Annotated in this window: 9 protein-coding genes and 1 pseudogene; 2 read left to right on the top strand and 8 right to left on the bottom strand. The window is 71.3% G+C overall.

From position 1 onward, the window contains the following. From ACTHLI_RS04395 to ACTHLI_RS04380, 4 genes and pseudogenes are all read right to left on the bottom strand, one after another. A pseudogene (locus ACTHLI_RS04395) lies at positions 1-484 on the bottom strand (hypothetical protein); the annotation flags it as partial. Between the two features lie 73 nt (positions 485-557). Beyond that, a complete protein-coding gene (locus tag ACTHLI_RS04390) occupies positions 558-1259 on the bottom strand; it encodes an ABC transporter ATP-binding protein (protein WP_440181765.1) in 702 nt (233 codons plus the stop codon). Continuing rightward, complete coding sequence (locus ACTHLI_RS04385) at positions 1256-2101, bottom strand: ABC transporter ATP-binding protein (RefSeq protein WP_440181764.1); 846 nt, start codon at positions 2099-2101, stop codon at positions 1256-1258. Before ACTHLI_RS04385 ends, ACTHLI_RS04390 begins: the two co-directional genes overlap by 4 nt. Continuing rightward, positions 2098-5217, bottom strand: coding sequence for an FtsX-like permease family protein (locus ACTHLI_RS04380; protein WP_440181762.1), 3120 nt, complete (start codon positions 5215-5217; stop codon positions 2098-2100). The genes ACTHLI_RS04385 and ACTHLI_RS04380 overlap by 4 nt, the downstream gene beginning before the upstream one ends. A gap of 162 nt (positions 5218-5379) precedes the next feature. Between ACTHLI_RS04380 and ACTHLI_RS04375 the strand changes: the two genes are divergently transcribed. Further along, complete coding sequence (locus tag ACTHLI_RS04375; RefSeq protein WP_440181761.1) at positions 5380-5775, top strand: DUF1801 domain-containing protein; 396 nt, start codon at positions 5380-5382, stop codon at positions 5773-5775. 48 nt (positions 5776-5823) lie between these two features. On the opposite strand, the gene ACTHLI_RS04370 is transcribed toward ACTHLI_RS04375, so the two are convergent. The 3 genes from ACTHLI_RS04370 to ACTHLI_RS04360 all read right to left on the bottom strand — a co-directional run bounded on the left by ACTHLI_RS04370 (position 5824) and on the right by ACTHLI_RS04360 (position 10169). After that, entirely contained in the window at positions 5824-6711 is an 888-nt protein-coding gene (locus ACTHLI_RS04370) for a LacI family DNA-binding transcriptional regulator (protein ID WP_440181759.1), read from the bottom strand. 167 nt (positions 6712-6878) lie between these two features. Beyond that, positions 6879-8114 carry a GAF domain-containing protein gene (locus ACTHLI_RS04365; RefSeq protein ID WP_440181756.1) on the bottom strand — a complete coding sequence of 412 codons (1236 nt, stop codon included), beginning with the start codon at positions 8112-8114 and terminating at the stop codon, positions 6879-6881. 1353 nt (positions 8115-9467) lie between these two features. Then, positions 9468-10169: a hypothetical protein gene (locus ACTHLI_RS04360; RefSeq protein WP_440181754.1), complete on the bottom strand. Its 702-nt coding sequence runs from the start codon at positions 10167-10169 to the stop codon at positions 9468-9470. 135 nt (positions 10170-10304) lie between these two features. On the opposite strand from ACTHLI_RS04360, the gene ACTHLI_RS04355 reads away from it, so the two are divergent. Next, complete coding sequence (locus ACTHLI_RS04355; RefSeq protein ID WP_440181752.1) at positions 10305-10601, top strand: hypothetical protein; 297 nt, start codon at positions 10305-10307, stop codon at positions 10599-10601. Positions 10602-10655: 54 nt separating this feature from the next. Here ACTHLI_RS04355 and ACTHLI_RS04350 read toward each other — a convergent pair whose 3' ends face one another. Then, entirely contained in the window at positions 10656-12434 is a 1779-nt protein-coding gene (locus ACTHLI_RS04350) for a hypothetical protein (RefSeq protein ID WP_440181750.1), read from the bottom strand. Between the last annotated feature and the right edge of the window lie 158 nt (positions 12435-12592).

Below are 12592 nucleotides of genomic sequence, written 5' to 3'. Positions count from 1 at the left end.
AGCCCGGGTCGCCGCAGGTGGCGGCGGCCTCGATGCCGGCGAACCGGTGCCGTTCGGATGTCGGGCCGTCGCCGTACATGAGCGCGCTCCACTGGGAGGCCGCGCCCGGGAGCACCTCGACGAGCAGGGTGCCGGCGGATGCGCCCGTGCCGACCCGCCACGCGCAGGCGAGGCCTCCCGCTCCCGCGACCGCCACCGGGCCGAGGAGCCGGGTGTCCCAGGGGGCGACCGGCGTGATCGACCCGCTCGCGGTGGTCCCGCGCGGGGTGAAGGCGCGCACGACCTCCTGCTGATCGACGAGGTCGCGGCAGGCGAGTGGCTGCGCGGCGGTCGCGGACGGCGTCGGTGCGGATGCCGCGCCCGTGCTCGTCGGGGATGCGCCTGGGGTGGCGGCGACCGTCGCGCACCCGCTCAGTCCCACCACGGTCATGACGGCCGCGATGGCCGTCAGCAGCCCCGCTCGCGGGCTCCGGTGTCCTGTCACGCGATCGTCCCCCTCCCGCTCCGCGGTGTCGCGGAGCGCTCCTACTCGACGGTGTCCGCTGGGCGCCCGGGTGTCACAGGTCCGCTGCTCCTCGGCCCGCGGCAGCCTGCGCCGGCTCGAGCACCCCGTCGCGGAGCGCGAACAGCGGGTCGCATCGCCGGCTGAGCTCCTCGTCGTGCGTCGCGAGCACGACGGTCACGCCGGCCGCCGGCAGGCCGAGCAGCAGGTCGGTGATCCGTTCCCGGTTCGCCGGGTCCAGCTGCGCGGTCGGCTCGTCCGCGAGCAGGAGGTCGGGGCCCGTGACGAGCGCGCGGGCGAGGGCGACGCGCTGCTGCTCGCCGCCGGAGAGCTCCTCCACCAGGTTGTCCGACCGTGCCGCCAGCCCGACGGCGTCGAGCGCCTCCCGTGCGGCGTCGCGCAGCGACCGAGCGCGGGGCCGTCGCGCGCGGTCGAGGCCCTGCAGGGCGAGCTCGACGTTCTCCGCCGCGGTGAGCAGCGACAGGAGGCCGAACGCCTGGTGCACGAGCTGCACGCGACCGGTCCACGGGCCGCGCTCCGCCGGGGTCACCTCGACCCCGTCGTACCGGATCGCGCCGGAGTCGGGCCGCTGGAACCCCGCGAGCACCGTCAGCAGCGTGGTCTTGCCGGACCCCGACGGACCCGTGAGTGCGGCGGCGCGGCCGGCGCCCACGGCGAGCCCGATCCCGTCGAGGATCGGCCGGCCGGAGCGGCGCAGCCCGATCCCGTCGGCGGTCAGCGCGATCCCCCCGGTCACGACTGCCGCTCCGGGGTGGTGACCGCGGGATGCAGCTCGATGTGCCCCGTGCGGCGCACGACGCGTGCCCGGCCCCCGGGCGGGAAGCTCGCCGCGAGCTCCTGCGGCAGCTGGATCGTGCCGTCCTGCCCGATCACCGCGTAGTGCTCGCCGCTGCGCGCCTCCGCGCCGATGCGGCCGTCCCGCATCGTCAGCCGCCGGTCCATGCCGGCGCCGACCTCGGCGTCGTGCGTGACGACGACCACGGTGGTGCCCCACCGATCCCGCGTCTCGGCGAGCAGCTCCGTGATCCGCGCCGCGTTCGCATGGTCGAGCTGGCTCGTCGGCTCGTCCGCGAGCAGGAGGCGCGGCCCGGACACGAGCGCGGCCGCCAGCGCCACCCGCTGCTGCTCACCGCCGGAGAGGCTGCGGATCGATCGCCGCGCCGCGCCGGCGCGCCCGACGGCGTCCAGCAGCTCGCCGGCCCGGCGGCGCCGCTCGGCAGGCCGCATGCCGGAGCCGAGACCGGCGAGCTCCACGTTGGCGCGGACGGAGGCGTAGGGGAGCAGGTTCCGCTCCGGGCCCTGCATGAGCATGCCGAGCCCGGAACCCCGGAGCGCGAGCAGCTGTCGCTCCGTGGCCCGCGCGACGTCCTGGCCGAGCACCTCCACCCGGCCGGCGCTCGGCTTCAGCAGCCCGGCGAGCAGCGCCATCAGCGTCGACTTGCCGGAGCCGGAGGGCCCGACGAGCGCGACGAGCTCGCCCTCCTCCACGCGCAGGTCGGCCCCGCGCAGCGCGACCACCTCGCTGTCCGCCGTGCGATGGATGCAGACCGCCTGCTGCACCTCCACCACCGCGCTCACTGCTCCGCCTCCCGCAGCCGCACCACGGCGGCGCTCCGGACCAGCACCGCGCTCGTCACGCCGACCGCCGCGAGCAGCAGCACCACGACCGCGGCGCAGCCGGCGACGAGCAGCGCGACCGGCTGGTCGACGAGGAAGGCGGGGAAGGGCGGGTCGTCCGCGTAGGCGGGCACGGCGGCGAGCGACAGCTGCACGCTGGCGAGCGCGAGGCCCAGCCCGGACGCGGTCGCGACGACGATGAGCGCGGCCTGCTCGACGAACACCGACCCGAACAGGCTGCGGCGGCGGATGCCGAGCGCCCGCATCGCCGAGAGCTCGAACACGCGCCTCCTGGCGAGCAGCACCATCCCGAGCACGACCGCGAAGGCGGCGAGCAGCACGGCCGTCGCGCCGGTCGCGAGCGTGAGCGCCGCGGCGAACGCGGGGCCTTCGGAGGCGAGGACCCGGGCTCGCTCGCTCGCCCGGTCGACGGACAGCACCTGCACGCCCGCGGCGCGGAGCCGGCGGAGGGTGTCCGCGGGTGCTCCTGCGCGCAGCCACAGCTGGTCGGCCTGCTCGTGAGCGGCGCCGCCTGGGCTGGCGGCGAGCACCCAGTCGCGGGCGACGACGATGCCGGCGTCGCCGACGCGGGGGAGCACGCTGACGTGACCGGTCGGCCGGAGGTCGATCCCGGCCCCGTCCGGGGTCTGCGCGATGAGCGACGCCGAGTCCCCGCGGACGGCGGCGGCGACGAGCGCGGGCACGCCGGTCGGCGCACCGGCGACCGCACCGAAGCCGGGGGCGGAGCCGCTCGGGGCGCCGCTCACCGCGACGGCGATGTCGACCCCTCCCGCGGCGACGTGGACCTGCTCGGCCGGGCTGACCTGGCCGGGAGGCATCGGGTTGAGCCCCGCCCAGCGGACCGCGGTGACGGCGGGCCGCGCCGGGGTGGCGGTGCCGCCGTCCAGGCCGCGCACGGCCCGAACGGTGAAGCGTGCCTTCAGCAGCGCACCCGACACGGTCGACTGCGTCACGAAGACGCGGCGCAGCCGGCAGCCGTCGGCGCACGCGGCTGCTTGCGCGGTGTACGTGGCGGCGCCGGTCCGCATCGTGCCGAAGGTCGCGGTGACCGGGGCGCCCCGCGCGTCGACGAGGTCGGCCGCGAGCGTGAGGTCGCCCGGCACGGTGGTGCCCGTGACGTCCATCGCGATCCGCGTACCGGTCACCTCCGGCGCGGCCGGCGCCGGCGCCGTCAGCGGTCGCACCAGCCGGGTCAGGGGCGCGGAGCCGAAGTCGTGCCGCCAGTAGGCGACCGCTGCGAACCCCTTCGGGTCGACCACGAGCATCGAGGGGGAGGCGTTCGTGGCGGCGCCGGCGGCGAAGATCCCGGACGCCGTCGAGGAGTCGATCGGCACCTCCGCCACCGCGGTCACATCCCGTCCGGAGGGGTCGACCGCATGGATCCGCGCCGCCGTCCGCGGGTCGGGCCGGATGTGCAGCACGACCGGGGCGCCCGTGTCGGTCAGGGCGCGCTCGTCGCGGTTCTGCGTGGTGACGACGACGCTGCTGAGCGTCGTGACGGCGAGGCCGACCGCGACGACCAGGACGCCGAACGTCCGCCGCCCCGCCGGTCGCCGGACGAGCTGCCGCAGCCCGACGAACGCGGCGATCGCCCCGGTGCCGCGGGTGGGGCCGAAGCCGAGCCGGGCGACGAGGAGCAGCAGCCGACCGGCGACGAGCGCACCCGCGAGCAGGAGGAGCATCGGCGCGAGAACCGCGATGCCGTTCGCGGCGCCTCCGGCGAGCGCGCCGGAGACCCGCAGCTGCGCGACTCCCGCGATCGCGAGCACCACGACGACGATCTCGACGACGAGCGAGCGGCGGGAGGCGAACCTGGTGGTGCGCCGCCATTGCTCGAGCACCGGGCGGCGGAACACGCCGACGCTCGCGACCGCTGCGGCGACGAGCCCGCCCGCCGCCGCACCGAGGGCCGCGATCCAGGACAACGCACCGATCTGCACGTCGACGCTGTCGCCGAGCACGCCGGGCACGAGCGCGTGCTCGGCCACAGCCGCGAGCAGCACCCCGATCGGTACCGCGGCGATGAGCAGCAGCGTCGGTTCGAGCAGGACGAGCAGCAGCGTGCGGCCTCCGGTCAGCCCGCGCACCTTGGAGAGCGCCACCTCCGCGCCCCGCGCCTCGGCCGCGCCGCCGATGAGGGTGTGCAGGAGGAACCAGCCGAGCGCCAGCAGCTCCGCGATCGTGACGACGATGGGCACGAGCACGAGGGAGCCGCTGCCCAGCCCGGTGCCGACGACCTTCTCGACCGCTGTCGACACCGTCGGGGTGCCTGCGCTCGACTGCACCGCGCGCACCGCGTCCCCGAGCGCCTTGGTCAGCGGCCCGATGGACCGCACGTGCACCGCCCGCGCGTCGAGCGTCAGGTCCGCCGTCGCGGTGACCCCGTCGCCGGACCGTGCGGTCAGCGCGGTGAAGTACGAGCGCGGCGCCCACACGACCAGCGAGTCCTGGTTGCTGCCCGAGTCCCCGCCGAACCAGTACGGCGCGGCGGCGTCGCGCCGCGTCGCGATGCCGCGCACGACGAGGTCCGACGGCCACCCGCTCCCGCCGAGGGGCACCACGCCGACCTTGCTCCCGACGTGCAGGCCTCGAGCCTTGGCGGCCGACGCCTCGACGACCACGCCGGTGCGGTCCGAATCGGCGACGCACCGGCCCGCCGTCATCCGGAGGGCTGCGCAGACCCCGTCCCGATCCTCCACGGCGACGTACGGCTCACCGAGCTGCGCCGGTACCGCGGCGTGGAGCACGACGGAGAGCTGCATCACGAGCGACGGGTACGCCCGCGCCGCGGAGCCGGAGAACGCACCCCGGACCACGTTCTCGAGTGCGGTCGGGTTCGGCTTCCCGACCAGCTCGGTCGTCACCTGCACGCCCGTCCCGTGATCGCTCACGGGTGCCCGGAGGAGGGCGGCGCGCAGCACCGCGTCCCGGGCGGAGTCCGCGTAGGACGGCGCCGCAGCCGCGGCGGTCGTGGTGAACACCGCGACGACGAGCAGGAGCACGGACACCCCGCGGCGCCACCACAGCCCCGCGAGCGCCAGCCTCAGCAGCCCCACGGGCCACCGCGACGGGGGAGACGAGGCGCGCGCCAGCGCTCGACCTCCGCGTCCACGCTTCGAGGATGCCACGGGCAGTCCGAGGCCTCGGTCCCCGACACCGCATCGTGCGCTGACCGAGACCATTCCCGCTTCAGGTTCCCGAACGGTCAGGATGGGGAGATGAGCACGGACGAGAGCGGAGCGGCCGCGGAGATCGACGCGATCATCGCGAACGCCGGCGACTGGCACGGCCCTCTGCTCGCCGAGCTCCGGGGCGTCATCCTGAGCGCCGACCCCGACGTGGTCGAGGCGATCAAGTGGCGCAAGCCGTCCCGGCCCGAGGGCGTCGCGACCTGGATGTGCGACGGCAACCTCTGCGTCGCGGACCTCCTGAAGCGAGCCGTCCGGCTCACCTTCCCGAAGGGCGCGAAGCTGGACGACCCGACCGGCCTCTTCAACACCCGCTTGGACAGCGCCACCGTTCGGGCGATCGACTTCCCGGAGCACGCACGCATCGACGCGGACGGGCTCCGCGGGCTCGTGCGCGCCGCGATCGCGGTCAACCGGGAGGGATGAGCCGACATCCGGAGGCGGCGGCCGCTGCCCCCGGAGTCGCGGGGTGCGTCAGCGCCCCGTGCGGGCCGACCCGCCGAAGAGCCGGCCGAGCAGCCCGGGCCGGGTGCGCGGCTCCTGCCCCACCGGCGCCGCGGTGCTGCCGCGGACCACGAGTTCCACGTCCTGGCACTGCTGATCGCTCTGCACCTCGCCGAAGAGGCGCGCCGCAGCGGCCGTCCCGAGCTCGCGCGGACGCTGCGCGACCGTGGTCAAGCCGCGCCGCGCCGCGTCCTCGTGGTCGTCGATCCCCACGACCGAGACATCGCGCGGCACCGAGACGCCCAGCTCCGCAGCGGCGTCGAGCACGGCGAACGCGACCTCGTCGGACACGGCGAACACCCGCGTCGGTCGGTCCTCTCCGGACAGCAACCGGGCGGCTGCGCGGCGCGCGTCGTCGTAGTCGAATCCCGAGGGCACGACGTTCGAGAGCTCCTCGAGGCCGGCCGCGGCCATTGCTGCGCTGTACCCGCGCACGCGGTCACCGCGCATCGCGAAGTCGTCCGGCGCATGCACGTAGCCCGCGAGGTGCGCGATCCGCACGTGGCCGAGCGCCAGGAGGTGCTCGGTCGCCTGCTGAGCCGCTGCCGCGTCGTCGATGAAGACCGAAGGCAGGCCGCCGCTCCTGCCTCCGATCACCACGACCGGCCGCTCGGACTGCAGCAACCGCGCGTCCTCCGCGTCGATGTCGAACAGGACCGAGACCGCACCGACGCAGTCGGGATGCTTGAGCCGCTGCGCGAACGCCTCGGCGACCGCCCGATGCGCCTGCGCGCCCGGGGCATGGACCGCCACGCGCACCTCGACGTCGTGCGCGCGCGCCGACTCGGTGACCCCGGCGAGCACCTGGTCGAAGTACCAACGATCGGTGAAGGGCACCGCGGCCTCGATGAATCGCACTGTTCGGCTTCCTCACTGATCAGTGATCGCGCACGCTAGTCAGCCCTCGCCGGACTCCGCCGTCTTCCGGAGGCGTGTCGCGCCCGCCCGCCCGATCGGACGGTCGGACCGAGCGGGAGCCGACTTCGATGATGTCGCGGAAGCCCGGGGCGCTCGCGGCCTCGCCGTCAGGGGGCGAGCTCGCCTTCGAGGGCGGGCACCGCAGCTCCGGTGCGGGTGGCCACCAGTTCGCGGATCGCCTCGTCGACCTCCAGCGCGAACGCCTTCAGCTCCTCGAGGTCGATGCGGCTCGCGCGCTTCGGGAACGCGTGCAGGAGGCAGAGGGTCCCGACCGTCATGCCGTCGGGAGCGTGGACCGGCGTCCCGGCGTAGAAGCGGGCGTGCTCGAGGTCGAAGAACCCGTTCGCGGCGAACCGCGGATCGCGCTCGAGGTTCTCGACGACGAGCGGGGCGTCCGAGTCGACCACGACGGCGCAGCCCGTCAGCGGCGCGGGGACCGACATCGGAGCCGTACCGCCGTGCGCGACGTGCCAGACGCGGCCGTTGTCGACCATCGTGACGGCGGAGTCCATGACCCCGAACCGCTCCCTCGCGCGGGTCAGGATGTCCTCGAGGCTCCGCAGCGATCCCTCGCGCCTGGCTTCGACGACGGCGCGGACCGCCTCATGACCGAACGTCTCGGGTTCGGGGAGGGTCTCCGCGGCACCGGCACCGATCACGTTCACCACGACCTCCGGGAGCGCGTCGACGAACGCGGCGTAGAGCGCCGTACCGGGCGCGCTCCCGACGTGCGACCGGAGATCGGGGGCTTCGACGAAGACCGCGCCGGGCGTGCCGGCCGCCAGCGCTCGAGCGACCGCATCGAGGCGTCGCGCCTGCCGACGGAGCAGGAGGCTCATCCGCCGGACCCGCTGCGCCGCGTAGACGTCCGGGATGCCGAGCAGGACGATCTTCGCGCCCACCGGCAGACCTTGGCGGACCGTGGTGAGGAGGACCCGGAGCTCGGATTCCCAGTCGCGGACCGAGGTCAGCCGCATGGCGTCGTTCGATCCGATCGCGACGACGGCGCAGTCGAACGACCGGTCGATGCGGCCCTCGAGCCACAGCGGCGCGGTCTGCGCCGTCATCGCGGCATCGCCGACGAACTCGACCTCGCAGCCGAGACCCGTCCGGGCAGCGACCCCGTCGGCGAGCAGCCCCGTTGGTGCAGCACGGTGGGAGGAAACGCCCCACCCGTGCCCGAGCCCGTTCGCGACGAGCAGCACGCGATTGGCGCCGTTCTTCGGGGAGCCGCTGCGGACCACCGTGTGGTCGGTGGGACGAACCATGCTGCCGCGCCGGAAGTGCATCAACGCGTACGCGAGCCGCGCCGCACGCTGCAGGGGCCCAGGTGCGCTGGACATGGCTGTCATCGCGTTGGCATCTCCGGTTGCGTCGGGGCTTCGGTGGAGCACTTCATGGACTCGCGCGTGGCGCGCCGAGCGAAAGCCGCGGGCTGATTCTCAGTGAGGCAAACCATTTGCGGCCACCCCCAGACCGAGTGCGGGTGCTAGGACGGGCACGGTGCCGAGGGAGTCGGTCTGCGGCTCGCTCGTGGGACCGGTGACCGGCATGTCGAACTCGCCCGCGGCGCCACGAGCGGCGGCTGGCTCGGCACGGGGACTGTCGACTCGAGGCGGGCGTCGAGTGGGTGCGGGCTCGGCGCCGTCCGTCGATGCGTCTTGGTTCGGCGACGAAGCGCTCGGACGAGATGTGCCCCCCCCCCCCCGCAGGGACTCGAACTCGAATCCGAAAGCCTTACCGATAGTCAAGAGATCGCAGAAGATAGTATTGACCAGGAAGAACCCTGACTTCTCAAATTATCGGTATCGCAGGAGATCGCGGCGTGTCGCAGGAGGTTGTGGGGTTTCTGTGGGGGCTGGAGTCGGGCGAATCGCCTGATGAGGATCGCTCTTGCGCCCTGGGCTGAGGATGCTCCCGCAAATCGCGCACTCGATCAAGACCGTCCGGACAGCGTGTCCAATCTCGCACTGATCAGCGATTGTGTGTGCCAGTTTCGGAGGCGCGGGTCCGTGCTCGTCGGTGACAAACCGTGAAGTGGTCCGTCAACGGCGCATGTTGCACCGCCATCCGGCGTCGATCATCTCGGCGACGGTCAGGTCATCGCGTCAGCCCGTCGTGAACCGACCACGCTCCGGCTCTGACCCTGAGGTACCACCCGAACCCGACGTTGGCCGGAGCAGCACCGGCGCCGCACGCCCGCAATACAATCGCGGCAAGTCGTCCTGGAAGACATTCGCAGTCATATCGGGCGGTGCGAGTACCGCTCTGCTGAGGCTGCTCTTCGTCGGCGTCTCCGCACAGTGCACGCGAGTGCGGCGGCGATGGAGCTGCGCTCGCGAGCTGCACAGACGCTGTCGCTGTTCGTCTGCACGTTGCTCGCAGCGTTGGTGTTCGCACTGCCCGGTCAGGCCTTCAGAGTTCACGGGATCGAGTTCGTCGGGGTCGCCCTGGTGATGGGGGCCCTCCTCGAAGTGCTGGAACGTCGCGCTCGACGCCAGCGCGCCGGGCAACAAGTCGACCATGTCCTCGATGTGGTGGATCCCAACCTTCTGACGATCTCCTCGCTGCTGATCTTTTTGCGCGCTTGCGTTCCACCGCGGGAGGCGGTGAGAACAAGACCAGCTGTATCACTCACGGGCCTTTTCATTCTTTCGGATTGTGACCCAAATCCGAGCGCTCTGCGGGGACTGGGTTTAGGGGCCGATGGCCTTCTGACCCACGATGACCCGCATCACCTGTGCGGCGTTCTCCTCCTCGAGCACCTCTGGGTTCGCCACAATCTTCAGCTGGACGCGCTCGGCGAACTGAACAGGAGTCAGCTCAGCCTTGGCATCGCCCTCGGCGTCAACGATCCGCGCGACTGACAGGAGCCGGCGCTGCTCCTCGGAGAACTGGCTGGCATCGAGCATCGCTTGGTAGCGCTTGGCCCACTCGGCTTTCGTCATCGTGACGTTTGCCTCGGAGATTGCGGTCTTAGCGTTTGTCTTTTTGGCGATGTAGACGACTGAGGGCTCAGTGGGATCTACCGAAGCCCGCTCTCGCCGCGCCTTGACGGACTCGATGAAGCGCTTGATCGCGGACTTGGCAGCCGGCAGGAGCGTATCTTCCCACCAACGCTTCACCACCGGCGTGAGTTGGATGACGGCCAGCGTGAGGAGCTGAGTGAGAGCCTCGGCGAGGATCTGCTGCTCGGGCGTAAGCGGCTTGGGCTCAGTCCGCTGGCCAGGCTCGGCCAGGTGGTGCTGGTAGTCGTTGCCGTCGGTCTCCGCCCACACGGCATGCTTGACGAGCTTGTTGGTGCCGTTCTCGAAGATCAGGCCGACGAGACCTCCGTCCGGGCCTCGCCCGCACCCCAGGTGCTGGTTCGGGCCAAGGTTCATTGGTTCATACGGCACGCGGGGGACGGTACGTGGACGACGCCTGACTGTCAGCAGCTCGACCGCATGTCGCGCTGACCGGCACCAGGTACGTGCCGAGGTAACCAGGGCTTACGACACGCCAACCGGGACCAATAGGTTCCAGCGAACGTCATGTTGACCGGCCTCGAAGTGCAATATCCCGAGCCCGAGGACTGTCCGGGCTCTGTAACTTTGGACAGCACCAGGTTCGAAGCGCTGGCCTCCACAGGTGCCTACCCCTGCTTCAGCAGCACTAAAGGCGGCAAGGTGACATTGGCGCTGCGCTCGACCACCTCCTTGCCTCTTCGCCTTACCTCGACACCTACCATGTCGGGAGTCGAGTCCACCGGCACCGGGCTCGATACCGCGGCCGCTCTTGCGGTGCTGCATGTGGTGAAGCAAAACAAGTCCGTATCGGCCTTCGAGTGACGCGGATGCTCGCGACGCCGTCTGTGACTCGCGCCGTCGAGCGCGACGCTCCTGTCACAGACCAGCCGCGATAAATGATTGGAGCAGTTCCGTCCCGCGCTGTACCCGGTCGATTGTGTCGACCGGACCTCCGTCATGATCCTCCTGGGTCAGCTGAATGAGCCAGCCCGGGCCGTCGCGAACTCCGCCGCCCGCGGCGCAGAGCTCGGCGAGGCGATCCCGCGCCTCGCCGAGTATTGCGGACTCACGGATCGCAAATCCGCTCTCCACGCTTCGCATCGCGGTCCCGCTGCGAACCAGTTCCATCCAACGCGGAGTGGTCGAGTAGCCGGAGAACCACGGATCCTTGACCTCGACCGGCCGGCCGGCTTCGCACCAGATCGCATAGAGGTACGCGTCTCGGTAGTAGCTGTTCTGCGCGGTCTTCCGCAGCATGGTCAACTCGTAGCCGATCCGTTCGTGCGCCCCGTAGTAGATGCCGCTGCCGCCCTCTCGCATGGTCGGGTATTGCACGAGGTGGTAGCGCCAGTCGAAGTGGTTCCGTGCCGCCCGATCGACCGTGAACTGATCCGAGAAGGCCATCAGGGCAGCGCTCGGGTCGTCGGGGGAGGTGGCGACCTGATCGAGCATCCGTCGTAGTGCGAGTCGGGCCTGTTCGAGCGACTGTCGGTCACCGCGATCGACCAGGACGGATCGCCAGACGTTGTCCGCACTCGGCGAGCCGAAGCGGTGCTGGTCCGAGTTGGGGATGTTCCGCTGGTACTCGCCTGCGGCGAGTAGGGCGCCAGTGAGGAGCGGAAAGCGTTCTGAAACGAATAAGGCATCGAACGCGGCCGCTCGCGCACTGATGGACTCGTCGAGATCGAACGCAGCGAGCGTGCCCCTGAGGATCGGATGGTCCTCGAGCCGGCCTACGGCTTCGGCAACATCCGGCGTCGAGTCCAGAAGTTCGCGCTTGAGCGCCTCGTCCCGCACCTGGTTGGCGTTAAACGTGCGGAGCGACTCCAGATCACCGCTTCGCGTGAATATCGAGGTCTCACTGGTGAGGTTCGGCATGTTGGTGACGCGAAGCTCGAACTGCGAAGCCTCGCTCACGTTCCGCACGGTTCTCAGGCGCGCATGCGGATCGGCGGAGCCGTACCGCCGGTGTTCGAGGACGGCGAGGAGCAGGAGTGTGTCGGCTAGAGAGAACACCCGCGTCGCTCCACGGGCTTCGCCGTATCGCCGAAGGCATGCAGCGAACAGGTCGGTGGTCGCGTTCGCGCCGAACAATCGAACGCGCACTCCGTCGCTCTCGAGCGCGAAGAGCTCGTCGAAGTACTGGGCGATGGAGGGCTCGTCGACCCAGGTGTCGAAGGCGAAGCGGATGAAAGCGAGGTGCTCATGCCGGCGTTCGTTCGTGGAGCCGAGCAGGCGGCTGATGCGATCAGCAGGCGACTCGGTGCTGGACGATCCCAGTCGGCCTTCGCGCCACTCGCAGACCTCCATGAGGAAGTCGAAGTAGCGCATGAACTCGTCATCGACGATGTCGTCGTCGCCGCGGTAGGGCCACAGGACGTCGGTCCACTCGCCGTCGATTCGATGCCCGAACTGCTCGAAACCGCCGACATCGCCGACCAGCTGTCCCAGATGTGCCTTGAAGGCCTCGAACTCCGTGAGTGGCTTCCCGCGTGAGTTCATCTTGATGTAGAGGCTCTCGGCGGCGCCCATGTCATCGATCGGCAGAAGTTGGAACCAGATGGCGGGTCGCGAACGATCGGTGAGTCTCGACCACAGGCGGTCGCTGTCCTCGTCTGCGAAGCGTTCGGCGATCGCGTCGATGGTCACGAGCATGGCTCGAATCGTCGGATTGATTCGGCCTGGGTTTCGTTCCGACTGAAGAGTCAGGATGGAACCGATGACGACGTACAGCCCGGAGATGCGTGAGCGGGCGCTGCGGATGCTCGCTGAGGCGGGACCGGATCACCCGAACCGGTGGACCGCGATCCGCC

Source organism: Amnibacterium sp., from assembly GCF_051956055.1.
GTDB lineage: Bacteria > Actinomycetota > Actinomycetes > Actinomycetales > Microbacteriaceae > Amnibacterium.
The sequence above is the reverse complement of the archived record's forward strand: the minus strand, read 5'-3'. Positions and strand labels throughout refer to the sequence as shown.

Excerpts from the sequence above, each read along its gene's own strand:
- ACTHLI_RS04375 (WP_440181761.1), top strand. The coding sequence starts at position 5,380 with ATGAGCACGGACGAGAGCGGAGCGGCCGCGGAGATCGACGCGATCATC.
- ACTHLI_RS04365 (WP_440181756.1), bottom strand. The coding sequence starts at position 8,114 with ATGTCCAGCGCACCTGGGCCCCTGCAGCGTGCGGCGCGGCTCGCGTAC.
- ACTHLI_RS04355 (WP_440181752.1), top strand. The coding sequence starts at position 10,305 with ATGTTGACCGGCCTCGAAGTGCAATATCCCGAGCCCGAGGACTGTCCG.
- ACTHLI_RS04350 (WP_440181750.1), bottom strand. The coding sequence starts at position 12,434 with ATGCTCGTGACCATCGACGCGATCGCCGAACGCTTCGCAGACGAGGAC.